The organism is Bdellovibrio bacteriovorus (assembly GCF_001592745.1).
GTDB lineage: Bacteria > Bdellovibrionota > Bdellovibrionia > Bdellovibrionales > Bdellovibrionaceae > Bdellovibrio > Bdellovibrio bacteriovorus_B.
The window spans coordinates 1-23262 of the sequence record NZ_LUKD01000008.1; the positions used below are offsets into that span (position 1 = coordinate 1).

The following is a 23262-nucleotide window of genomic DNA, read 5'->3' on the forward strand; positions in this document are numbered from 1 at the left end:
GGCAGTAAGCTGATGCGTTATCCCGTGTTGTTCTTGCCCGAAAATTACTTCCACGATGGAAGTGAATCTAAAGTTGTCTTTAAATGGTGCGGTTAAGCGCTCACAGCCAGGGTAAAACAGCCATCTGCAACGAGTTTTCCTATAGTGTTGTAGCCTTATTCTTTCTGCTTAATGAGAGTCATCAAGCTTGATACGATGGAAGCATGAAGCAAAACGTGGAAATCTGCTCGGGCTGTGTTGTGAGATCGGCTGAAGGAGTAGAGGAAAGTACATTTCTTATTAAGAAGAAGTTTTTGCAAGAGCTCGTCGCTCGATTGAAGGAACTTCGTCCCGATGTGGAGTGGAATGTCTCATTCACTTCCTGTATGCGCTTTTGTCCCGATAAAAGAATGTCCCTGGTGATTAAAAATCAGATGGGTATGTCGACTGGGAACTCAGTTGATGTAGTAGCTGAAGATATTATTTCTCGCGCACTATCTTGAATTAAAATCTGCAACTGAAAGTTTAGATCTCGCTTCGCAAAAATAAGGGAAAGAATTTTCTTTCCCTTCTAATTCAAAGATTTAAATCTCTAATCGCGTAACCTATAAATTCTTTGTTAGTGCTTTCCAGAAAACCTCGAAGTCTTCGACGAAAGGCATGTGGCCTAGGCCTTTGAGTTCTACGAGTTTTGCTTTTGGAATCATCTTAGTTACCTGACGGCTGATGATGGGGTAATTGCCCATTTTCTTTTTCATGTCTTCAGAAGCCCACGCTTTGCCGACGGCGGTGCGATCGCGGTCGCCAATGATCAATACGGTCGGAACTTTGATGTTTTTGAATTCATAGAATACGGGTTGTGTGAAAACCATGTCTGAAGTTAAAGCGGCATTCCAAGCAATCAGTGGATAGTCTGGGCCTTGCAACCAGCCAGTAGGGATCTCTAACCACTTATCGTATTCTGGCTTCCATTTGCCGTCATAATAACTATCAAGCTGGTATTGCTTAATCTTTTCTGGCGTTGTCGCTAATTCAGATTTGTAAGACTCATCGATATTTCTATACGACGTCATGGTCTTCCAATCTTCTAAACCAATCGGATTCACTAAAAATAATTTCGTTACTTTTTCGGGATACATCAAAGCGAAACGAGAAGCGACCATTCCACCCATGGAGTGTCCTAGCAGATGAAACTTTTGAACATTTAAGCTTGCTAGCAAATTAGAAGTATTTTGAGCCAGAGTTTGAAAGCTATATTGATACTTCTGCGGCTTTGATGATTTTCCAAAACCGATTTGATCAGGAACGATTACGCGATAGCCTTCTTGATTCAAGCCTAAGATCACTTGTTCAAAGTAAGCTCCAGGGAAGTTCTTGCCATGAAGTAGGACAATGACTTTATCGCTAGGACGACCGGCTGGAATATCCATGTAAGCCATTTTCAAATCTTGCTCTTGGGATTTTAAAGAATAGTACTGCACCGGAAATGGGTATTGATAAGTTGAAAGTTCTGCGTTGAAACCCTTAGACGTCGTTGTTTCCGAGGCATTGTCTTTTACTGTTTTTCCCGCGCACGCAGTGAGTGCTAATAAACCTAAAGCGACAGTCCATTTTTTCATTCACGTTCTCCTATTTCTGAGGTGCCGATGGAGTTGCTGTTGGAGTGGAGTTTATAGCGGGAGCTGGCGCTTGTTGAGTATTTGTGTTTTGACCTTGCGCAGGTGCGACGTTTTGTTGCTGTGCTTGCGCAGGATTTGTATCGGGGGCCGCAGTTTGTGTCGGAGCCGCACTCGGTGCTGGAGCTGCTGGCGGTGGAGTTGGAACTTCCAGCGGAGTAATTTTGTTTAGGTTGTCCATCGTATAAGTGCGACCGACTTCAAAGATTTTATTTTTTGATTTAATATCGAAAAGGCTCGCTTGAATAATGATCCCAGGATTTTCCTCATCTGGCAGATCCATGAACTCCATCTCTAGAAATGCCGTGCCCTCTTTCACTCTTTGAATGTGAGGACGCTGTTTGCCGAGAATGGCCTTGGCAAGCTCAGAGTTCATGCGGATTTCTACGGTCGCAATTGAGTTCCACTGCGCAGGAAGCTGTTGTGCTTGCGCGAGGGCATGAAAATCATCGTTGATCATTTGAGCCAGTTGTTGCGCGGGAGTCAGTTGAACGCAGGCTTGCTCCTTCTTTTCTTTTTTGCCGACTGCAAGAAGACCACCGTCATCTTGTTGAAGGGTGATGTAAGCTAGAACTCCTGCCGCAGCGATAATTAAAACGCCCAAAATTTTGTAAAGCATGGTGCACCTCGCTTGAATATTATTGGAAAGTTTTGAGGCAGCCTCAAAGCCTTTCGCCTCAGAGCCCAAAATCGCTTCTTCGGACTAGGTCTCTTGAAAGAGATAAGTCTTCGAAATTTCACGGCAAAAAAGTGTCCTTCGCGGGCTCTTGTCTAAGACTTCGACAACCAGGAAGGGCCACTGTGTAAAAGAGATAAAGGTATAAATCGAGTAAAATCAAACACTTAGGCCGCGCTGCTTTTTCTGGCATCAGGCTTGGAAGTAATTGAGTGAGAGAGGTGTCTATGAATACGCTCACTAGAATGGCAGCATTGTCCTTTTTGGTAGGACTTTATGTGGGATGTTCCCCAGTGAAGTTCTCGTTGGATGACAGTAAATGTAAAGATAGCGGCTGCGTGGTCGTTGATGGAAAGTATTCTTTCGAATACTCAGCAACAGCAGGCTATGGCAAAGTCGACATTCTAATAGTGAACGACAACTCTGCTTCGATGTCGTTTGAACAAGCTCGTCTTGCTCCTCGTTTCCAAAACTTCATCGCGGATCTTGATAGTAAAAAAATCGATTACCGAATCGCGATGACGACAACAGATGTTGCTGGATCAGGAGCAGGTTCTCTGATTCCATTTAAGTCAGGCGTAAATTACATCACTAATCAAATGAGCGATCGCTACACATTATTCTACTCGACGATTCAAAGACCAGAAACTTTGGCGTGTGAGAAGTTTATCGCAAACTGGATCCGTAATAATGGTGGTAACAGAGAGTCTATCAACTCTTCAGCTTACTCTTCTGCTTATGCTCAGAACTGTCCATCAGGTGACGAGCGTGGCGTTTATGCAGCGAACTTGGTGGTGAATAACAATCCTTCTAGCTTTATCCGTTCGGACGCTCACTTGGCTGTGATTTTCTTGGCCGATGAAGATGAAAGAAGTGGTCTTTATGGAAACCAAGGTTACTACTTGGATCAAATGGATCAACCGTCTTACTTGATCTCGAATGTGAAAAGCAAATTGGGTGAAGATAAGTACAACTCTTTGAGTGTGCACGCGATTGTTGTTAAAGATAATGCCTGCTTGAATCAACAGAACAGTCAGACTTTGGATGGCTACTCTGTAACAACGGGTATGGTAACAGGTAGCATTGGTAACGTTTACTTGGCTTTCACAAATCAAGGCTGGGGTAATGCGGCTGATATCTGTTCTTCGGATTATACGACTCAGCTTGGTCAAATTCGCACGAAGATCACAGAGCGTATCAAAGATATCGTGTTGAACTGTTCTAATCCTACAGACCTTGTGGTGACGGTGTCTGGTTCGCCGGTGTCTCACTACATGGATGGAAAGACATTGAAGTTCAACCAATATCTGACCCCAGGTACAAGCGTAAGCTTGTCTTATAAGTGTGAGTCTTTGCAGTAAGATTTAAGTTAAATCTGAATAAGGTTTTTAAAAAAAGGATTCTATAATGGAGTCCTTTTTCTTTTATTGGTAAGAGCTTATGTGCAGTCTCGCGATGAGACGTGAACTGATGTGATTAATTATATATGTGTTGCAAACTAGAACGGTGGAAATAGGCCGTGCGGTAATTGTGCGGCTGAATCAGATTTATTTTCGCTAATGCTTTAGTCCTGGATTGTGTTTCCGATACATCTAAACATATGGGCATGTTAGACAGATACAAAAAAAAGGGCGGCTTTTATCAATTATTACAATTGTTGGAGACATCACCAGCGACAAAGCGGGAACAGTTTCTTACATTGATTGCGGGGGAGAGTCCTGCGTGGGAAGAGGCACTTCGTAAGCGCATTCTGACTATTACGCGCGTCTATTCTTGGGATGGTCAATACTTGGTCGAGATCTTTTCTCGTGTGCAGCCATTGACGTTGGCGAATGCAATGCACGGAAATCCTCCAGAGCAAGTTGAGCAACTACTGGGTTGTTTGCCGCCGATTTCAAAACGCAAAATCACGGATCTTATGGCCGAGTCGAACCCAACTCCCGCAGAGAAATCGACGTGCATTTCAAAAATGCTGTCTGATGTGCGTGGATTTGTTTCTCAAGGTATTATCCGTCTTGAAAAGGTAGATCCCGAGCTTCATATTCCTGAAAATATTGAAGAGATGTTGAGTGTGAATGCTTTCGCTGTCCCAACATATGAAGTGGATGTGGCGAAGAAAGATGCGAAGCCTAATATCGTTGGTGAGTCTTCAGAACCTGCTTCCCAAGAGGTGGAGTTCTTAAAACGTAAGATGAATCAGTTGGCTTCAGAAGTGAATGCTTTGAAGCACGAGAACTCTGTTCTTAAAGACAAGTTGGCGCAGATTAAGAAGATCGCTTAGTTTACAGAGTTAAAAGAAAAAATAAAAAAGGTGGAGTTTAATACTTCACCTTTTTCATTTCTATCCATCGCACCAGATTTCCATTGATTCGTCATCATCACAAACTCAAAGTCACGAACCGGGACGACTGGTTTCGTGAATCCTTCTTTCTTCAATCGCAATTTTCTATATGGGCCACCATCATTCTGTCTTGATGGCTGGTCCGGAGAAGTCGTTTTGGAATGTGAGTCGTTGCGATTTCAACCTCTTAGTTCGGACATAGGTAGCTCCTCGAAAAGACGCGAAAAATGTATCGCAACGAAACGAAGTTCGGCGAGTTTCCAGCGAAAAGTCCCTAATTTTGTAAAGAGTTTTGACGAAATTAGTTTTCTCTAAACCCCGACGAAACCCTAGTCGATAGGCCTCATGAAGTACGTGAGGTAAAAAATGTCAGCTAAGATTTTCAGCATGTGTGTTGGAACGTTTTTGTCAGTAACTGCGATCGCTCAGGCGCAATCCGTCGGAAAAGCGGGAGTCGATTCTGAAACTCTTTTTTATCAAGAACTAGCCAAAGAATCAGGTGAGGATGTTCCCAAGGTTCAAGGTCTTATGGATGAAGTCCCAGATGGACTTAGTACAAAAGATATCAGCCCTGGATGTGATCCGCGTCGCTTTGAAGATAGTGTCGTTGGTAAGAAACTAACAACAGCCCAATACTACGCTACGGTAAATAAATATTTTAAGAACTGCTCTGCAGAGCTCACTCGTCGTTCGACGTTAGGTATCTTGGGACTTTTGAAGTATTCAAGTTATATCTATCCAATGTTCACACATCCACAAATCAAGCAAGTTGTGATTAAACTTGCTGATGGTACAAAGGTGCCAGCGATTCTAGCGATGAAGAATGATCCGCGTCCACGACCCTTAGTGATCGTACGCTGTGGTGTGTTCTGTTCTGCAGTCCAATCAGCTTCGATCAAAGCTTACACTATGATGTTATTTGACCAAAGCCCGTTCAATCTTCTGTTCTTAGCGAATCAGACGGGAATGGACTATATCTACAATAACAAGCGCGTGACTTTAGGTGGCTGGTCGGAAGGTTACGAATCTTTGGAAGTTGGCAAGTGGATGCTGGAGAAATGGGAACACAAAGACCGTATCTCGAGTGTTCATTTAATGGGTATTAGCTTGGGTGGAAACGCGGCGGTTCTGGGTGCGGCTTTCAACGACAAATATCCTCTGGCTAATGGGAAAAAAGTTTTTAACTCTGTCACATCTATCTGTGGCGTCGTGAGTCTTCGTCCCACTTTAGATAAGCTTTATGGAGGTCAAATCGTCGGTCGCATCTTTACGAAGATGACGAAAGACCACTTCAGAGAAGCGCGCGAATACGTGAAAGACGTCCCGGATCTTATTACCGACGAAAATATTCCGGGCAGTCGCAGAAACATGCCGGATTATATCGGTTTGTTGGCCTCTGAATCTTTAAAACGTCGTGGTATCGCCAGTACTCCTGAATCCTACTTCAAAAGTAATAACTTCTGGAATTGGAAAGACGAAGTGAAGACGCCACTGATGTTATGGGCTTCTCGCGATGATATGGTCGTGAGTAACAAGATCAACACCGAAGTCGTCGAGTATAGCGATCAATATGAAAACTCTCCGATCGTGGGTACGTTGAACTTGAACTATGGAAATCACTGCGGCTTTTCTTCTGCATACGGCATGGCGGCTTCTGCGGCCGTATTAAGAACTTTCGTTCTGAATCACAGCCCCGAGTTCGTAGAGTCTTACAACCAAAAACAAGAACTTCCTTGGACATTTGGTTTTAAGAAAATCGGCACGACTCAAGAGCACGTGGGACAAAGCTTCACTTTCTACTCTCAATCAGAAGAGGTGAAGGTGACCTTCCGTTTGTTCAACTGGAATGGCGCTGACAGTTGTTCTACGTCGGGTCCGTGGAATGCTTCAGGCGCTTGTGTGCAAAAGCGTGAATACTGGATTCCGATTTCAAGTCTGAAAGCCTTAGGGGCTCGTGTTCCTCGCACTGATGCCGAAGCGCAAGCAATGACACGTGAATTTAATACGAAAGTAGAATTCCGTATCAAGGGCCATCCATTAAGTGGTACTAGTAGCAGTGATTTTTACATGACTTGGAGAAGCCATTTCGAATGAGGAAGATCCTCGTAACAGGGTTTGAGCCCTTTTTAAATGAAAAGATAAATCCCAGCAAAATCCTTCTTGATTGGCTCAAGAGGGATTTTGCTCATCAAGCTGAAACGCTGCTATTGCCCGTGTCATTCACTGAAGCACATAAGCACGTCAAAAGTTATCTGCAGCAGAACACCTATGACGTCATTCTTATGCTCGGGCAAGCAGGGGGCCGAAATAAAGTCTCCTTAGAGCGAGTGGCATTAAACTGGATCGAGACCGAACATCCTGATGAAGATGGATATAAGCCTTCACGGGGAGTGATTGAAGAAGGTGCTGCCAGCGCTCTATTTACGTCAGCGCCTGTTACTACTTGGAAAGAGGTTTTGATTCAAAAGGATCTTCCCGTAGAAATTTCCTTAAGTGCGGGTGGCTATGTTTGCAACTACACCTACTATCAAGTTCTGCAGTGGCTTAAAACGAACGGAAAAGCCTCTGCCGCGTGTTTTATTCATGTGCCGTATCTCAAAGAGCAAGTGGTCGACAAAGCCGCAGGAACGCCGTATATGGAGCTAGAGACCATGAAGGCGGTTTTAATTGAAATCCTTTCGCAAGTGGCCGCAATTTCAAAATGAGAAAAATAAAAATGAACCTTCTGAACGCTTGTTTCGTCTAAGGAAGCAAAGAGGAGGAACAATGAAATTGAATCAATTTCTTGCATCCATCGTGGTCCTATCTGTTATTTCCGGCCCGGCCTTAGCCCGTGGTCCTGGACGCGACGGCGGCCGCCACAAGGATGAAATTGTCCCAATGGAAAAGCACTTTAATCCAGAGAAGATGAAAGAGCTGGGACTGAGTGAAGAGCAATCCGCAAAACTCAAAGCCATCCGTGAAGCTAAACAGGCGGAGTCCGAAAAGCTGCGTGCTGAAGCGAAAGAGGCGCGCCATAAATTCAAACAATCAATTCGTTCCAACGCTTCTCGTGAAGAAGTTCGACAAGCGTTCCAAGCTATGATTGATAAAAAAGAACAGCTGGGGAAGCTTCGCTTAGAAAGCATTTTGGACGCTCGTGATGTTTTAACAGATGAACAAAAGGCGAAACTTTTTAGCCAGGGAAAATAAATCGACGTGAGCGCTAAAACTGCAGAGTCATTTCATAAACTTTATGAAGTCCATGCCACGAAAGTGCGTGGTCTTCTTTTTCGTTTAGCGGGAGAAGGTCCTTTGAAGGATCTCACGCAAGAAACGTTTATGAAGGCCTGGGAGTATCGAGATAAGTTTCGTGGCGAAAGTGAAGCTTCGACCTGGATCTTTCGAATCGCCTATAACTGTGCCGTCGATTATCTTCGTAAGAATAAAAAATTAGAAGAGCTTCCAATCATCGAAGTGGAAAACTCTTTAGAGTCTGATCTTTCCAACCGTCAACTGGTGGATCTTATGCTTTCCTCTTTGAGCATTGAGAATCGCGCCGTTGTCGTTTTGTTTTATCTGGAGGATCAGAGCATTAAAGAAATATCTGAAGCGCTCAGTATTCCGGAAGGTACGGTGAAGTCGCGCTTGAGTCAGGCGCGCACGAGGATGACTGAACTCATGGCCAGAAAAGGAGTGCAAGTATGAATGATAAATCTTTAAAGGACTTTTTAAAGGCTCACGCCAGTAAAGCTCCCGAAGCGGATTATGCGGAGTCATCTCGCATCTGGGCTCATATTCAGGCAGAAAGACCGCGACGTATTGCGTGGATCTTATTTCCTACTTTGATGACATCTTTAGTAGCTGTGGTGTTCCTGCGATTTGAAACAGCGCCTTCGCAAATGAATGAAGAAGAAGTCTATCTTCAGCAGGAGTGGGCCGAGATGCAAAGTGAAGTCGATTCGGAAATAGATCAAGAATTTGTCACGGTATTTGAAAAATAAAAAAGACCTGACTTTATTAAGCCAGATCTTTTTTATCGTCAGCTATCAAAGATTATTCAATCGTTGATAAAGCCTCACGAAGTTTCGCCTCATCTTTGACCCCAATAAAGATCAATTCGGCGCGACGATCCGAATCTTGCATGCCGGTAGAATCGGCAGTTCCTTTACCGACAGCGGCGACATCGACATCATCTAAACCATTTTGTTGTAAGATGGAACGAACCTGTTCGGCACGTTGTTCAGACAGTTGTTGGTTGAATTGTTCACTTCCTGTAGAATCGGCGTATCCGTGGATTTCAACTCGATCATAGAGGTCTTTATTTTCCTCGAGGACACCGGCGATGCTAGCCAGTTTCTCTTTATCTTCGGGAGAGACCGTGGCTTTAGCTGTCGGGAACTCGATATTGGATTCATCTTCAACTAAGGCTGTTAAGCCAACGGCTCCCAGGGCGGCAGCGGGTTCAACATCCGCGACAGGACGAGCAGGTTCGACAACCTCTTCAACGATAGTTTCTTCAGTCTCGACAGGATTTTCTGTTGTTCTGACCGAAGTTCTGTACGCCGAAGGGTTCCAACCGATTTGCAAATCAATCAAATACATGTAGACGTTATTATCTACAGTATTTGTCATCGCCATCGCGCGGGCTCCTAAGCGGGCTAACCAACTTGGTGAAAGATTGAATTCTTTCAAAGCTTGCAAGCCAACGAAGTGCGCGTCCCCTTGATCGGCGCCTAAGTCCTGACCTTGTTCATAAAATTGGTTGCCTACGACACCGGCTTGCCAACGTGTACTATCCCAGCGATAGCGAGCCGCAAATTCCAACGCGCCACCTGTCATGGCTGTGTCTTCATTGTCACCAGCTTGTGAGAATTGTTGGTTGTTCACCCCGTAACCTAGGTCAAAAACCACGGGGGCCTGTAGGTACCAGGAACCTAATAATTTGAGTGTTGCGGGTGTTCCTTCCGCGGAACCATCTTCGTCATATCCAGTGTAACCACCACCTAGCCCAATGAAGGGTAAGAGGCCTCGGGGAGCTGTTTCAGCTTCTTCTCGAGTGAACTCCATCGTACTGGATGTTGACTCTTGGTCTGCTTGATTCGCGTAAGAAAAGGAACCAACGCATAGTATTGCAGTGAGGATCAGTGTTTTCATGGTAGTCTCCTTTTTTGTCAGCTTTAGTATTTACCTCTCATGCACAGAATCAAATTTTCACAGGCCTAAAGAATGTAGGTTTGTCGAGATAAATGACGCAGACTAGGCATCTGTCCCAAAAAGAAGTTACCGCGGCGTAATTCGATCCTGGTCTTAATCTGAAACGTCTTGGGATCGTCATGGCGCATAGAATTTGACCTTGTCGGTTGCCCTGCTACAGTGAAGAAGCAGAACTCGTGGAGGATGTATGCGTAAGTTACTTCTAGTATGTGCAGTGTTCGCTGTTGCAGCCTGTTCATCAAAACACAAAGCAAAAGACATTGATACGACCGTAGGTATGTCAGCACCCGTGCGTGGTGATTCCGTCGTCGGCGTGAAAGACGGAGATATGGTGTACCAACGCAAAGTCGTCATGAGCGAAGAGCTTCGCCGTCTAGAGTTAGATGTGTACGATTTAGAAGCGAAGGTCCTGGGTGGCCCTCGATACCTAGACAATCGTGGCCTTTACGGAGTTTTGCGCGATTGCAGAGTTTCGCTTGGCAGTGTGGAAAACAGTGGGGATGGCAAAGTACGTTGGACGGAATCAAGACAGTATGTTACTCCGGATGATGATTTTTCATCCATCGGTGTGGAAGATAAAAAACGTATCGTCGGAGTTTCTGAGGAGTATTTAAAAGACCGTTTGGCGCGCTTTAAAGACTACAAAAACACTTTAGAAAAGCGTCAGGACGAGTACGAAACAAAAGTGAAAGTCTGTGAATTGGAGCTGGCAGCGCAAAAGAAAAAAGGTAAAGCCTCAGCTGCTAACAACGAATAATTATTCAAAAGTGATTTCTTTTTCCCAGGGAGGAAGCTTCTTGGGAAGAAGAAGGTTGGGACTTCCAGTCCAAAAAAATGATCTAAAATAGTGTGACATCGTCGCACGCAGTTCTTCTCTGGATTTTTTATTTTCTTTGGTCCAAGCAAAGCGCGCGAAATTTTCTTTTTCAGTTTCGAAGTTACCTAAGTAAAACATAGCGTCCATTCCGTGAACCGCGCCGAAAACTTCCTTCCAAGGGGAAGGGGTCTGCTTCCATTTAAAAGTGTATTTATAGACGTTGTCCTGATGAGTGCGCATAAGATGCGAAAGAGCGTCTGTGGTTTGAGACATTGCAAGACTTCCTGACGCCGTTGTTGCACGATAAGTGTTGGCGTCAACCTTGATTAAATCATGCACTGAAAGATCCGCCGGCGAGTTTTGAATCAGATTCCAAAGTTCCGTGGCAGAAGGCTTTAAGAAGTAGCTGCCAATAAGATAGGTGGCTTCATCGTCCGTAGAACCTATTATTAAAGGAACCTGGTGGTACTTTCCTAAAACGGTCTCTTGGAGGCCCACCGGAAAAACAAAATCGTCCACGAAATGTTGAAGAGGGACCGAATAATGTTGAGCACGAATGATTTCGTCTGTGCTCAAAGAAGACATAAATTTTCGGAGCCATTCACGGCTTCTAGTTTTCAGGAAGTCAGCGGCTTCGTCTTTGGAATCGACAAGTCCTCTATTCAGGATCAGAGTTTCCAAAAAATCTGTGGCGCGGGACTCAGCAAGCTTCCGAGGATAAATATTCGGGAGACCTGCAGAGCACACCGCTTTATGAAATAGATTCTTTGCAAGGGGCGTTTGCAAAAGTCCCCAGACATTCATACACCCAGCGGATTGACCCATAATGGTTACGTTATTGATATCGCCGTCAAAGTGTTCAATATTTTTTTGCACCCAGGTTAAAGCACTGACTAAATCCAAGGTTGTGAAATTTCCGGACCGGTCCCATTTATTTCCATCTAAATAGTGAGAAGATATTGCCCCCAGAAGTCCTAAACGATAATTGACGCTAACGAATACGACATGAGCGCTCGCGGCTAAATAGGATCCATCATACAGAGGGTCCGATGCTGTTCCTTTAAAGTTAGACCCACCGTGAATCCAAAAAACGACGGGGAGTTTTTCTTTGGAAGCTTTCGGTTTCCATACATTAAGGTAAAGACAATCTTCGTTCCCTACGGGAACTCCGAATTGTGAAGAAGGAACATTTGAAAAGTAGTTGCCGATCTGAGGACAGACGGAGGGAAGCTCCTTGGCCTTTAAATTTGCCTTCCACGCCCTCACGGCCCGAGGTGCTTTCCAACGAAGATGGCCCACGGGTGGGGAGGCATAAGGAATTCCTAGAAATGCTTCGGTATCATAGGCCCCGAAAGTCCCTTCAAGTTGGCCTGTGCTAATTTGCAATCGGGGAGAAGCGATTGTTTGGAGTCCTATCATCATTGTGGAAAGCACAAATAAAAAAAGCTTCATAGTCTTTTAATACTTTGAAGCTTTCTAACGATAAAGTTTAATAACTGTAAGAAACTTACTTACCACTCTAGGTGTGTAAGCATCTACAATCGCGCCCACATTAGGATGCGTTTGAACGGATAGAAAAAAGGTTTGTCATCAGGAAGTTCGTGAAAAAGGCGCTCTTTGTATTCTTCCGTAAAATCGGAAAAATCATCTGCAGAGAGTCTGCTTTGGAAGTAAGTGAGCAGGCTTCCTTTCACCCAACTGATGACATCTTCACGTGAGTTCATAACGTGGGCATAAACTCGTTGAAGGACTTTCTGCTCTTTAAAGCCCAATCTAAAAAGAAGGGTCGCGTAAGCTTCGGGAGTCAACATGGTCAGATGTTGTTTGTAGGATTCCCCTTGCAAAAGTTTTAACCACTTTTCTTCTTCGCTCATGCGGACGGCAAGAATATGTGTCGGATAGTCGTGATTCATTGGCATTTGAACGGCGAGCTGTCCCTGAGGTTGCAAAGAATCTTTGAGCTCTTTGTAAAGGGCCGGATGATTCTCACACCATTGAATTGCCGCGTTTGAAAATATCAAATCAAACTTTCCGTGTTGCCCGATGTTTTCAATGGATTCTTTTTTAAAATGCAAACCTTCGACAGAAATATTTTTCGCCTTTTCTAGCATCGCATCTGAAGTATCAAAACCCAAAGTTTCTTGAGCATGCATCGTCCGATGTAGAGTTTCGGTCAAATCCCCGGCGCCGCAGCCGAGGTCCACCACGCGTCGTAGGGAAGTTTTACTGTCCACCATTTCCATCAGATCGAAGAAGGGCTGAGAACGTTCGTTAACGAATTTATGATATTGCTGGGGATTCCAAGTATCTTTACTCATAGACAATGTCCTTGGTTTCAGTGATACTTCCATCATGCCTCATATTCGCATGCGCGCAATTAAAACCGAAGTTGTAAGCCAAATGAGTTTTGAACTGCCAAAAATCTTGGCGGCAGAGATGAGTACCTCTGAAGATAATTTCACTTTCGAAGCTGTTGCGACTCAATTTTTCAATATGGGAAAAGCCGACGCTTCTTATCCCTTTATCGAAGTTCTGTGGTTCGCGCGTTCACAAGAAGTGCAGAATCGCTGTGCCGAAATTATTACTACAAAAGTAAAAGAAGCGATGAAGTGTGACGATGTCGTCGTTGTGTTTCAAGTTTTGGAAAAAACAGCGTATTACGAAAATGGAAAACATTTCTAAGGTTCTTTGATCCAAGGTTGAGGACGGCGCAGTCCTTCGTATTCTTGTGTTGGCCAGCGCTCGTCAACAGTAAGGATTTCTAGACCTTTATCGTTTACTAATATCGTATCTTCAATTTTTGCTCCTGGCAGTGTTGGGTTCCACGCGACCGCGCAAGAATCAAATATGCGAAAGTCTTCTGGCGACTCGGGGCGCGCCACGTGTTCCCGGGAAAGATACCCTGTGAGCCCTCCTTGATGATGGCGATGAACCTCTTCCGGATATCCGCGCTGAGTGTAACTACTCTTTAAAACTTGATACAAAGAACTCATACTTGGTTTTTTCAGACACGCTTTTAAGACGGCGTTTTCGACTTCCATCACATGTTGATGATGCCGCTTTTCTTCGTCTTTCAGTTTGCGAAAGTAAACGAAGCGGGTGAGATTTGCATAAAGCCCTCCTTGGCGGGCGCAGAACACCATCATGGCGGCGTCACCGATTTTTTCTTCAGTCGCGATAGGATGGCGATAAATCTGCATGCGTCGATGACTGCCCACCATGACCAATGTGGGATCGATTCCTCGGCGAAGTAAAGAACGCGCTCCTTCAGAAGCGACGTCAAACTCAGTCCACTCAGGTGTCGCAAAAGAAAGCGCTTCCGTCATGGCTTCTGCGGCGTCTTTTCCTAGTTTCCGATAACGTTCTACCTCGTCATCACCTAAGGTCATTTTTGCCTTGTGAAAGTCAAAGTGCAGCGGAAGTTCTCGACTGGAGGGGCGATCCGAAGCACATCGCGAAATCTTTAAGTGTTGATGAACGAAGTCTTGGGAGGAGTTGATATTTTCCCAAGGAAATGCCAATAGTGCGAAAATCGGTGGCACTTCCTCATTGAGAAGCCTTTCGCGCTCAATAGCATCGGTAAGAACCCAGGCTTTTTCTTGTGTTATAAGAACTTCAGCGACACCGACTTCGGAAGTATAGATGACGACGCTATTTCCGCCACCGGTGACCCAGCTAAACCAGTCTACACCTTTTAGTAAGACGGCCTCTAAGTCATGAGCCTTCATGAGCTCGCGCACAATGTCGATTTTTCTGACCGCCTCACTCATAGAGTTAGGATCGGCCAGCCCGTCCGCACAAACAAGTTATTGGAATACCGGCTGCAATAACACAGTTCGACGGAAGCGATCTAAATAGCTATGACCTTGATACTTCCCAATCTCGGGACCCCAAAATTCACTTTGTTTTTGGTGCCTAAAGGTCGGGTGACTGAGCTCTAGCATGTTGGATATATTTGTTGTCACCCAAATTTTTTCGTCTTTTGTTAACTTACGAAGCTGTCCTATGTACTCGGCTTTTCGTCCAATTAAATGATCTAGAACATAGATCAGATCTTTTGCTTGGTCACTCAAAGGGTAAGGTTTTCCAAACGGTGTGGTGCCTTTTTTAATTCCATAAGACAATTTGTAGGCACGATCTTTAACTTGCGATCGAGCGTCCGAAACAGAGTTTTCATAGTGGTCGTGGAAACGCCCTCCACCGGGTAAAAGATATTCGAGATTATTGATATTAGAAGCGGCTGTCAGGATGTCATGAATAGCTTCTTTTGATATTTGCCAGCGCATGGTGCCTTCGATCTCAGGATATGCTCCGAGCTCATCGGGCATCACAAAGCGGATATATCTATTAGATCCTGAACGAGAGTTAAAAAACTTTTTGAAATCGTTTTCAAACTCTTTACGAGTGCAGTAATTATCAAACATCGAAAGTGTGATCATCACTTCCATTTCAGAAAAAGTTTTACTACCGGCACCTACAACACCTTCAAAAGCTAGATTCACATATTTTCCTTCACCCCAAAATTCACCGACGAAGTTAACGGCAGGCTCCGCCAGTCCGCCTTTGACTTTGTCGTTCCAGATGCGACTTAAAGATCGATCATAGGTGTCAGTTTTGTGAGCGACATAAAGTTTTTGACCATTGACCGTCAACTCGCTGACGCCAGAGTTTCTTCCACGATTCCAAACGAAGAAGGCAAAGTGGGAGTTTTTATTTCTTGCGGACTCCGTCCATTCGTGTGGTTTCACGAGGCGAGCCAGAGTGCTAAAGTCATTATCTATGAGAGCTGAATCGAAGGACTCTTGCAATTGTGCTTGTCCCAAAGGGTCTTCATTAAGAGTGTCTACGCGATAGATTTTATATGTGCGCTGAACTTTTTCAGCTCGAAAATTCGCTGCTAAACGCACGTAGGTGCGAACGTCCAGACCGGTTTGGAAAGAGGCGACGTCGACATAGTCTGTTGAAATTTCGAATAATGTGGGGTGCGGCTTTGCGAAGTACAGAGTCTTCACCGAGGCATAGCTCAATCCTAAAAGGGCGGCTTCAATTTGAATATCTTCGATGACCTTTAATTTAGTTTTTCCCACTGAAGCCCCGATAGAGTGGGTGACTTGCAGTTGCTCACCGATTCCCAGGGAACGACGAATGTCTAAAATACTAAAGGGATTTAACAAGGCAAAGAAACGGCTCGTTCCCACCTCTTTCATCGTCGAAACACTATGCATGTATTCAAAGGTGTAGGTGTAATACAAACCTACGGGGGTCGTGATTCTGTCTGAAACCAGGCCAATAGGGATGCTGATGCTGAGTTTGTCTTTAAGAAGATAGCGTTTTTGCCCAGGTCCAAGTTCGGGATTTACACTGACACTTCGAGAAGCATCATAACCGATATCGCCATGAACAGTGGCGTGACCTAAATCGATGGTGAAGTTTCCCGCGTTTTCATAAGTCGCCGGATTAAAAATTTGGAGAAAGCGGTTTTGAAGATAGTTGATTGTATAGACGACTCCAGCCTGCAGGGGCGTGAAACGATTTCCTAAAATCGGAAGAGTGTTTTCTGGATATTCTTGTGCGCCTTCTTTAAGAAAGCCCTTTTCACTAATGTATTCTGGATAGCTTGCCGCCAAAGATTCTTTTGAAAGTACAGGATGAAGGGAATAACCTTCCTGATCTAAGTTAAAATCAGTCATCATTTTATTCAGGCGAGATTTAAACTTTTCGGCGTAAAGTTTCGCAGCGGGTTCCGGGAAACCCGAAGTCGCCATAATAGCATCAATCTGTGCGGTGCTGATGCGAGCCAAGCGACGGGCTAACCATTTCACATCGCTATAAGTGGTGTCTTTCCATGTGCGAGAATTAAATACAGAGAACCAGAATAAACGAACCTGTCCATCGCTCCGTTTCGTGAATTCCCAGGTAAATTCATTCACGGCTCCTACATTCCCTAACATCGCAGGAAGCCCTAGGGCAGAGCTTGTATCAGAAATGAAGAAAATAGGAAGCCAGCCTCGCGCTTCATCTTTAACGGCGTCGACACGAGCCTGATACTCAAACTGGTCTTGTAAAGAAATCAAGGCATTATAAAGTACCATCGCGCGATATTCGCGGCGATTGCGAAGGCCATTGTCTCCCATGCGGAAAGGACCCATTCGACGGTACTCTTCTTTATCGGGATAAGCCTCTAAGGTCACGTTTTTCAGAATGACTGCGTTTTCACCGACGATCCGCTCAACGTGAGTGATGGCGCTTCCCATTTCTGTTCCGTGGACACGCTTCCACTGAGTCACCAATTCTTCAAAACTAACATCACCCAGTTCCAACTTGATATGGCGGCGGAAAGTGGTGGGGTTGGCTGGATAACCAATGATTCGCGCAAGATGATTTACGACCGAAGCATTGTAAGCTTCAAATCCGACACGCAAGGTGACGTCTTTCTTTTTAGGCTTTCCTTTTTTGTTCAGTTCATTTTCATCAAACCAGTGCGTTTTAAATTTAATCGTTCCATTCCCCATTCTTTCATAGTGAAAAACGGGAAGTTCAACATCAGGGGCCGGGAAGAACTTTTTATTCCAATACACTTCGGCGTACGGATCGTAAGCTTCAACCTCATTATCAGTCCAGATCGGTGAAGAGGGCGGGTTTAATAAGCTGATGTCTCCGCCGGATGCTTTGAATTTCGCTAACGCCGTCTGTGTGGCGAACTGACCGTTGAGAAGCAAATTACTGGCTTGAGTCTGGCCCTGCTCATTCACGGGAAATTCAAAAAAGTTTTCGATTAAGTTTTTTGCGCGATCGATGGCATCTGTAAATAGCGTTTTAGGGTAAGGTGTGTATCCTGCTCCGATAAACAGAAGAATGAGTTCGACCTTCTCATGAATTTGAAGGGGCGTCATCTGAGGATAGCGGTTTTTAAGATCTTGAGTGTGCTCGATCGCAAAAATCAGCGGAGCAATGGTTTCTGCTTCTTCTGTTTGGGCTTCAAGACCTTCTTTCTCTGCCCTGTCATTTTCATAGCCATGCACCAAGATAAGGTTGGCTTTACGATTCATTTTCGCCGAATCCATTAAAAGAGATTTTTGAAATTCTAGGAACTGCAATAAGCTATTCAGTTTTACGGAACTGATTTTTCCGTCTTCGTAAAAATATTTACGGCGGTACTTGTTGAGAACGGGATCGTGTCCTTGTTCAATAATTCCTTCAGATGGGGAATAGGGGCTCCCGGCATAGGCGGGGAATGCGGAAATCGCGACTAAGACACAGAGGATCGATTTTACGAACGTCATATCAATTACCTTATGGAAAGTGAAAGACGACGTCTTAGTGGTTGTTTATGTAGAATGCCAGTTGCGAAAAGATCAGGTTTGTTACTAGAACGAAATACTGTTCTTAAAGAGACTCAGGCTTGAATAATTTGCGACGAGTGACGTTGCGTCCAGATAATATAAAAACACCATCTCCAGTATAGTGAAAAGTTTTTGGGTATTTTGGAGGCTTCGCCGCAGGGGCTTTTACCACTTCATACCTCTCCTTTAAAGCTTCTTGATTTCGTCATAGCCTCTTCCCGTAAATTCGATCAGGCAAAAGCCGTGGCCGAAAGGATCTGAAAACGTGGCGAGCTTGCCATAGGGTTCGATACGAATGTCGGTTTCTAATTTTGCACCGGCACTCAACACTTGTTTTTTGCTTTCAGCTATTGATGAAACGACAAAGTCCAAGTGAACCGGACTCCAGTGTCGAGAATAATTCCGCCCCGCCATGGCTCCGGGGTAAGGAAGGGTTCCTGTCTCGTTTTCTAAAAGAAAAAGGGAGAAGGAACTGCCGATAAGTTCAATAAATTTAGAGTCGAAGCGACGGCCTATTTTAAATCCCAAAGCTTCCGTATAAAACTTCACGGCCCGTTCTGAGTTGTCGACGTCGATATTTATTAATATATCTTGTAACATTCTTCACTCCCGTAGCTATGTATTCTAGGGAGTGAAGATGCGGAACCCAAGTTACTACTTCGAAACGATGAACAGCGCGTTTATTCGCAGATCAGAGCTTCTGTTTGACGAACACTTAAAACTGGGTTTTCAAGTTTTGCCGTGATTTCAGTGTCGACAAAATTCATATCGAAACTTTGACCAACATAGCGAGTGTACGAATCAACCAGAACACCTTGGTCTGTAGCTTTTACTTCGCCATTTACGAAAATCACTAGATCAATAATGTCTGTGTTTTCTTGAGGAATTCCGTAAATGAGTAAAGCAGAGTCGGCCGTAGGAAGGCTTCTGCATGTGAAAAGCGTCGAGCTATCCGCCAAAGCAGACTGTGCAAATAGCGCCATCAAAATTGCGGGGATCATTGTTTTTAGTTTCATGTGATTTCCTTTCATGAAGGGTTGTTGTTTTGTTGTGAACCCTTCATACGACAGCTTCTGCAAAGGCTCCAGAAATCCTGACACAAACTGTGTCAGTCACCGCCACGTGTACAATTTAGAATAGCTAGGTCCAAAATGAAACTTTGACCAACAAAAGTAGTTCCATCTTCGCTGATATGACCTGAATCTTGGTGAAGAAGTTGCCCTTGCCAAAAAACCAGAACTTGGACTTCTGAGGGTGCGTTGTCTAATCCAATAATGGTCAATGCCTTATTTTTATCTATACATTTGAAAAGCATAGATTGGTCACCGCCACCTTCTTTAAAGCGATGAATGCGGGCAAGGGCCGAAGAGGAGGCAGCAAAAATAAGAGCCGCTAAAGTGATTTGACGTAGAACCATAAAATTCAACCTTTCAATTTAGTGAGTGGAAAAAAACTGATTTGAATCTGAAAAACTTCTTTGCTTTTTTTAGGTTTAAATTCGCGGGCGAAGGCCCGTCTAAATTCCGTAATTCTCTGTGCCGCCTGAGGCAGATCTTCGGGATCGAAACAAAATGTGGCCGAGGTGTGATTGCGTCGATCCAGCGGCACTTCTTGCACGGTCTTTTTTGAAAGCTCTAAAAGTTGACACTGGTAAGTCCTAGCTGCATCGGAAGTTTGCCTAGGAGTCAGATGGGTCAATTCACCGTTGTCCGAGGTGTCGAGCCACTGTCCTTGCGAAGTTTTCTTTAGAAGCTGAAGATTAAAAAGTCGCTCAACGGCAATATTGGCCTCTGTGCGCGTGATACCCAAGCGTTGGGCGATCCAGGCAATGTTAGGTTGAAAACCGTCGACATGAGTTAACTCCAAAATGGCATAGTGGTACCAATCCGCAATAGCCGCAAAGGTATCCAGGGTGAGGTTTTTCGGTTCGCGTTCCTCGGGAAAATCTTCGCTGGGAAGGCGACGAATTTGTTCGGTGTTAAGCCCTAAGGCGGCACCCAGACGAAGTTTCATTTTGGCGGTGATAGGGCGTTTGCCGTTAATCATTTGAGAGAGCGAAGAAGGCTCTACGTTCAGGGATCTGGCAAACGATCTTAATGAGTAGCTGGGATTCAGTCGACATCTCTCTGTCAGTTCGGCCTGTAAAAGCTGACGGAAATTTGCGGCGACGATTTTTTTACGCTTTACTTTGAGAGTTTCCATAGCCGCACGGTTTATCATTCCAATAGAAAAACCTCCATTTTTTTGAAACAGAGTGTGTCAGCTTTTGCCACGGTAAAGATGGTAATTCCCTAAATTTAATCTAGGGAGCGTGGAAAAGCCCCGGATGGGGCTTTAGCGACACACATGTCCTTCATACTCATTGTTGCCAAGAAAGCAGCTGCAAGGCTGACCGAAGCGGTCGTAATATCCCATATCGCAATATGTGCCCCCACGTCGGATGCAGCAGTAACGTGACGTCGACTGAATGTCGGCCTCTGTGTTTGAGCCCTCGGAAGACATAACGACGGGTTGAGTGGTGACAGGAAGGCTAAACAAAGATCTTTCCTGCGCACTGGCGATCGCGGATACGAACAAAAGACTGCTTATTAAAAGCATTTTCATGAAAGTTCCTCCTTGAATATTTCGTATTATTCTTCAAAGCGCCATTACCAACAGCAATATGTAAAATGTGAAATAGCTCCGCGAAATTCCGAAGTGTGACCTAACAGAGCCGACCCTTTACGGCACTGAAAACGCTCTGGTCAGACCAGCTCCAATAGGTTTCTTTATAAGTGGCACAGGAATTGGAATCTTGGACCCTTCGGAGTTACTCATGAAAAAATTGATTTTGTCTGTTTTGGTAGCGGTTCTTTCCTTTCAAAATATCGCCTGGGCACAGAATGCGGATTCTGCCTGTGACACTCGCACGCTAGCGATAAAGGCGAAAATATATCGTCAGCAGGCTAAAGACCTTCGCACTCTTTCAGAAGACTTTAAAGACATGCACTTAAGTGCTACTCGCGATAACGAGCGTTCGATGGCCATTCTGGGAGTCAGTGCGGGACTTCTTTTTATCGCCGAGTTTATGCTCGTTTCTGAAGGAGCTGCCGTTGTGACATCCACGCGCGGAGTGATTGGAAAGCTCGCTTACAAACGGGCCGCTGCTTCAGAAATTATCGCGGAAAGAGCCGGCTCGATGGTGACCAGTGAGTTCTTATCCGTATTTCCTGTGATGGCAAGCACTGTAGTGACTTCGCCTCATCTGGCGAGCTTAGGGGCTAGCATGGTGATCTCATCTCAAGTTCCTGAGTTATCTGAAGATCAAAGTATTCGTCAAAAGCAGATTTTAGATTATACAGAGAAGCTTTTGCTTTCAGCGATGAACGACCGAAGAGAACAGCAGGCGCAAATTCTGAGTGATGCCCCTCATTCTTTTTTGGATGGACTAAGCCTGGGCGCCTTAGATCGTAAGTGGACTTATCGCATGTATGAGAACTCTGTTGCCATGGCTGAGATCACAGAAAAACTAGCGCGACTTAAATCCGACGAACTTGTTCAGTGTTCATCAAAATAAAACGAGCGTGGGTTATTCCCACGCCGCTCTTGTGATATCAAACCCGTAGTCGTTGACGCTGCCATCAGATGAAAAAACGATTTTTACGTAATCTCCTTCGACGGGGAGAGAGTATTCTCCGTCATTTCTGCCAAAGATTTCAGTGACTTTAGTGCCCGCCCGATCAAAGAGTTCCACCTTATCGAGATCCACTTCGGTTTTAAATTTTGAAAAGAAGAGGGCGATGCGCTTCGCGCCCGGGATTGTAACTTCAAATTCTTGCCGGGTGTTGTTGGCGTAAGGGTGTGCGGTAGAAATACTTAATGTCTGTCTATTCCACGATCTAGGATCATCGGGATCTGGATTCATCACTGAATTTTGCAAAGCTGCGGGCGCATACACCAAGCCTCGGCGAATGCGGGCTCCGCCTAAAAGATTTTTGGTGGTGCTCATAATACGACTTCGGATTGATGTGTTTTTAAGTGCGGGATTTTTACTCCATAAAAGAACCGCGATCCCCGAGACGTGGGGTACGGCCATCGACGTACCTGAGAGGATCGTGTAGCCTCCGTACAGATCGGTTGAAAGAATGTTTTCTCCCGGAGCAGCCACGTCCACTGTGTAACGGCCAAAATTTGAAAAATCTGAGAGTCGACCTCGATTGTTCATCGAACCTACGGCAATCACATTTGGTACTGCGTAATTTGCGGGGTATTCTGGAGTCTCATCGTTGTCAGATGAATCATTTCCAGCTGAAGCGACGAAGACCCCGCCGGCTTCGTGAGTCATTTTGATAGCTTGTTTTAAATTCTCAGAATAACCTCCGCCACCCCAAGAATTTGAATAAATGCGCGCCCCCATTTTTCGGGCATAGTGGATGGCTTTAATGGCGCTATCTAGATAACCATTGCCATTTTCATTTAAAAATTTAACGGGGAGAATACGAACATGCCAGGCCGTTCCTGCGACACCTTGTCCATTAAAGGATTGGGCTCCTAGTGTTCCAGAAACATGTGTTCCATGCCCGTAGTCATCAGCCGGATCTCCTGTTGGCTTTGCGCTATCGACAAAGTTAGCTCCGAAAATATCATCGATGATTCCGTTACCGTCATCGTCGACGCCAGCCGTCCCTTTTTGTTCTGCTTCATTGATCCAAAGGTTGCCTTGTAAGTCAGGATGGTAGTAGTCCACTCCTGAATCCACAACAGCGACAACGATCTCTTTTGATCCCGTTGTCAAATCCCAAGCTTTTAAGGCGCCAATATCCATGCCGCGAATTCCTGGTGTTAGATCCGCATCGCTCTGACCATAGTTATAAAATCCCCACTGTTGTGGGAACATCGGGTCATTGGGAGTTCGATGTGCGGTGTATTTGTAATTGGGTTCCGCAATCTCCACGAGATCATTCTGGGAAAGAATTTTTAAAGCGGCGTCGCGTTTCTCAAAACTCGCTCTTTTTAGAACGACAATGTTTTGCTCAGGGATCGTAGCCTTGATCGCGGACCCCAAGCTTTGCGCCAAACTCGGCAAGGAAGAGACTTGAACGGTCACATTGTTTTTGATTTTGACAACAAATTCGCCGGGGGCTGATTCAATCTCGTGTGCGAATGAAAACGTGGGCCAGCAAAGCACCAGCCAAAGAATGTATTTCATAAGAGCTTCCTTTTTTAAAAATGGTAGCTCTTATAAAAATGAGAGG

General features: G+C 44.9%; 24 protein-coding genes. 11 read left to right on the top strand and 13 right to left on the bottom strand.

Annotated elements, in window-relative coordinates; translation table 11 throughout:
- Positions 1-203: 203 nt before the first annotated feature.
- Positions 204-482 carry a hypothetical protein gene (locus tag AZI87_RS14575; protein WP_063208640.1) on the top strand — a complete coding sequence of 93 codons (279 nt, stop codon included), beginning with the start codon at positions 204-206 and terminating at the stop codon, positions 480-482.
- Positions 483-584: 102 nt separating this feature from the next.
- Here the strand turns inward: AZI87_RS14575 and AZI87_RS14580 are convergent, their stop codons facing one another.
- Positions 585-1598 carry an alpha/beta fold hydrolase gene (locus AZI87_RS14580; RefSeq protein ID WP_063208642.1) on the bottom strand — a complete coding sequence of 338 codons (1014 nt, stop codon included), beginning with the start codon at positions 1596-1598 and terminating at the stop codon, positions 585-587.
- Between the two features lie 10 nt (positions 1599-1608).
- Positions 1609-2274 carry a hypothetical protein gene (locus tag AZI87_RS14585; RefSeq protein WP_155722583.1) on the bottom strand — a complete coding sequence of 222 codons (666 nt, stop codon included), beginning with the start codon at positions 2272-2274 and terminating at the stop codon, positions 1609-1611.
- Between the two features lie 284 nt (positions 2275-2558).
- Between AZI87_RS14585 and AZI87_RS14590 the strand changes: the two genes are divergently transcribed.
- The 7 genes from AZI87_RS14590 (at position 2559) to AZI87_RS14620 (ending at position 8655) form a co-directional block, all read left to right on the top strand.
- Entirely contained in the window at positions 2559-3692 is a 1134-nt protein-coding gene (locus AZI87_RS14590; protein ID WP_253696873.1) for a hypothetical protein, read from the top strand.
- Positions 3693-3937: 245 nt separating this feature from the next.
- Positions 3938-4612, top strand: a complete 675-nt coding sequence (locus tag AZI87_RS14595) for a FliG C-terminal domain-containing protein (protein ID WP_253696874.1) — start codon at positions 3938-3940, stop codon at positions 4610-4612.
- A gap of 426 nt (positions 4613-5038) precedes the next feature.
- Complete coding sequence (locus tag AZI87_RS14600; protein WP_063208648.1) at positions 5039-6766, top strand: alpha/beta hydrolase family protein; 1728 nt, start codon at positions 5039-5041, stop codon at positions 6764-6766.
- Complete coding sequence (locus AZI87_RS14605) at positions 6763-7377, top strand: pyroglutamyl-peptidase I (protein ID WP_063208650.1); 615 nt, start codon at positions 6763-6765, stop codon at positions 7375-7377. The genes AZI87_RS14600 and AZI87_RS14605 overlap by 4 nt, the downstream gene beginning before the upstream one ends.
- Positions 7378-7438: 61 nt before the next feature.
- Positions 7439-7864, top strand: a complete 426-nt coding sequence (locus AZI87_RS14610; RefSeq protein WP_063208652.1) for a Spy/CpxP family protein refolding chaperone — start codon at positions 7439-7441, stop codon at positions 7862-7864.
- A gap of 6 nt (positions 7865-7870) precedes the next feature.
- Positions 7871-8359, top strand: coding sequence for an RNA polymerase sigma factor (locus AZI87_RS14615; protein ID WP_063208654.1), 489 nt, complete (start codon positions 7871-7873; stop codon positions 8357-8359).
- Positions 8356-8655 carry a hypothetical protein gene (locus tag AZI87_RS14620; RefSeq protein ID WP_063208657.1) on the top strand — a complete coding sequence of 100 codons (300 nt, stop codon included), beginning with the start codon at positions 8356-8358 and terminating at the stop codon, positions 8653-8655. Before AZI87_RS14615 ends, AZI87_RS14620 begins: the two co-directional genes overlap by 4 nt.
- A gap of 52 nt (positions 8656-8707) precedes the next feature.
- Here AZI87_RS14620 and AZI87_RS14625 read toward each other — a convergent pair whose 3' ends face one another.
- Positions 8708-9808, bottom strand: a complete 1101-nt coding sequence (locus AZI87_RS14625; RefSeq protein ID WP_063208659.1) for an OmpA family protein — start codon at positions 9806-9808, stop codon at positions 8708-8710.
- A 247-nt stretch (positions 9809-10055) separates the two neighbouring features.
- Between AZI87_RS14625 and AZI87_RS14630 the strand changes: the two genes are divergently transcribed.
- Positions 10056-10625 (top strand): hypothetical protein, encoded by a 570-nt coding sequence (locus AZI87_RS14630; RefSeq protein ID WP_063208661.1) that lies wholly within the window; start codon positions 10056-10058, stop codon positions 10623-10625.
- Here AZI87_RS14630 and AZI87_RS14635 read toward each other — a convergent pair whose 3' ends face one another.
- The gene (locus AZI87_RS14635; RefSeq protein WP_063208663.1) at positions 10626-12137 is read right to left on the bottom strand and encodes a carboxylesterase/lipase family protein; all 1512 of its coding nucleotides are present in this window, start codon (positions 12135-12137) and stop codon (positions 10626-10628) included.
- An 83-nt stretch (positions 12138-12220) separates the two neighbouring features.
- Positions 12221-13003 carry a methyltransferase domain-containing protein gene (locus AZI87_RS14640; RefSeq protein ID WP_172795530.1) on the bottom strand — a complete coding sequence of 261 codons (783 nt, stop codon included), beginning with the start codon at positions 13001-13003 and terminating at the stop codon, positions 12221-12223.
- A gap of 34 nt (positions 13004-13037) precedes the next feature.
- Here AZI87_RS14640 and AZI87_RS14645 point away from each other — a divergent pair, with 34 nt between their 5' ends.
- Positions 13038-13367: a DUF1904 domain-containing protein gene (locus tag AZI87_RS14645; protein WP_253696875.1), complete on the top strand. Its 330-nt coding sequence runs from the start codon at positions 13038-13040 to the stop codon at positions 13365-13367.
- Here AZI87_RS14645 and AZI87_RS14650 read toward each other — a convergent pair.
- From AZI87_RS14650 to AZI87_RS14680, 7 genes are all read right to left on the bottom strand, one after another.
- Positions 13364-14455, bottom strand: coding sequence for a M24 family metallopeptidase (locus tag AZI87_RS14650; RefSeq protein WP_063208666.1), 1092 nt, complete (start codon positions 14453-14455; stop codon positions 13364-13366). The genes AZI87_RS14645 and AZI87_RS14650 overlap by 4 nt on opposite strands.
- Positions 14456-14491: 36 nt before the next feature.
- A complete protein-coding gene (locus AZI87_RS14655; protein ID WP_063208668.1) occupies positions 14492-17968 on the bottom strand; it encodes a hypothetical protein in 3477 nt (1158 codons plus the stop codon).
- A 246-nt stretch (positions 17969-18214) separates the two neighbouring features.
- On the bottom strand, positions 18215-18628 hold the full coding sequence (locus tag AZI87_RS14660; RefSeq protein ID WP_063208670.1) for a VOC family protein: 414 nt from the start codon (positions 18626-18628) through the stop codon (positions 18215-18217).
- Positions 18629-18708: 80 nt separating this feature from the next.
- Entirely contained in the window at positions 18709-19044 is a 336-nt protein-coding gene (locus tag AZI87_RS14665) for a hypothetical protein (RefSeq protein ID WP_155722584.1), read from the bottom strand.
- Between the two features lie 92 nt (positions 19045-19136).
- Complete coding sequence (locus AZI87_RS14670; protein ID WP_063208674.1) at positions 19137-19445, bottom strand: hypothetical protein; 309 nt, start codon at positions 19443-19445, stop codon at positions 19137-19139.
- 5 nt (positions 19446-19450) lie between these two features.
- Positions 19451-20230, bottom strand: a complete 780-nt coding sequence (locus AZI87_RS14675; protein WP_172795531.1) for a TIGR02147 family protein — start codon at positions 20228-20230, stop codon at positions 19451-19453.
- 132 nt (positions 20231-20362) lie between these two features.
- Positions 20363-20632: a hypothetical protein gene (locus AZI87_RS14680; RefSeq protein ID WP_063208678.1), complete on the bottom strand. Its 270-nt coding sequence runs from the start codon at positions 20630-20632 to the stop codon at positions 20363-20365.
- 211 nt (positions 20633-20843) lie between these two features.
- Between AZI87_RS14680 and AZI87_RS14685 the strand changes: the two genes are divergently transcribed.
- Positions 20844-21584 (top strand): hypothetical protein, encoded by a 741-nt coding sequence (locus tag AZI87_RS14685; protein WP_063208680.1) that lies wholly within the window; start codon positions 20844-20846, stop codon positions 21582-21584.
- A gap of 12 nt (positions 21585-21596) precedes the next feature.
- Here the strand turns inward: AZI87_RS14685 and AZI87_RS14690 are convergent, their stop codons facing one another.
- A complete protein-coding gene (locus AZI87_RS14690; protein WP_063208682.1) occupies positions 21597-23216 on the bottom strand; it encodes a S8 family serine peptidase in 1620 nt (539 codons plus the stop codon).
- Positions 23217-23262: the final 46 nt, after the last annotated feature.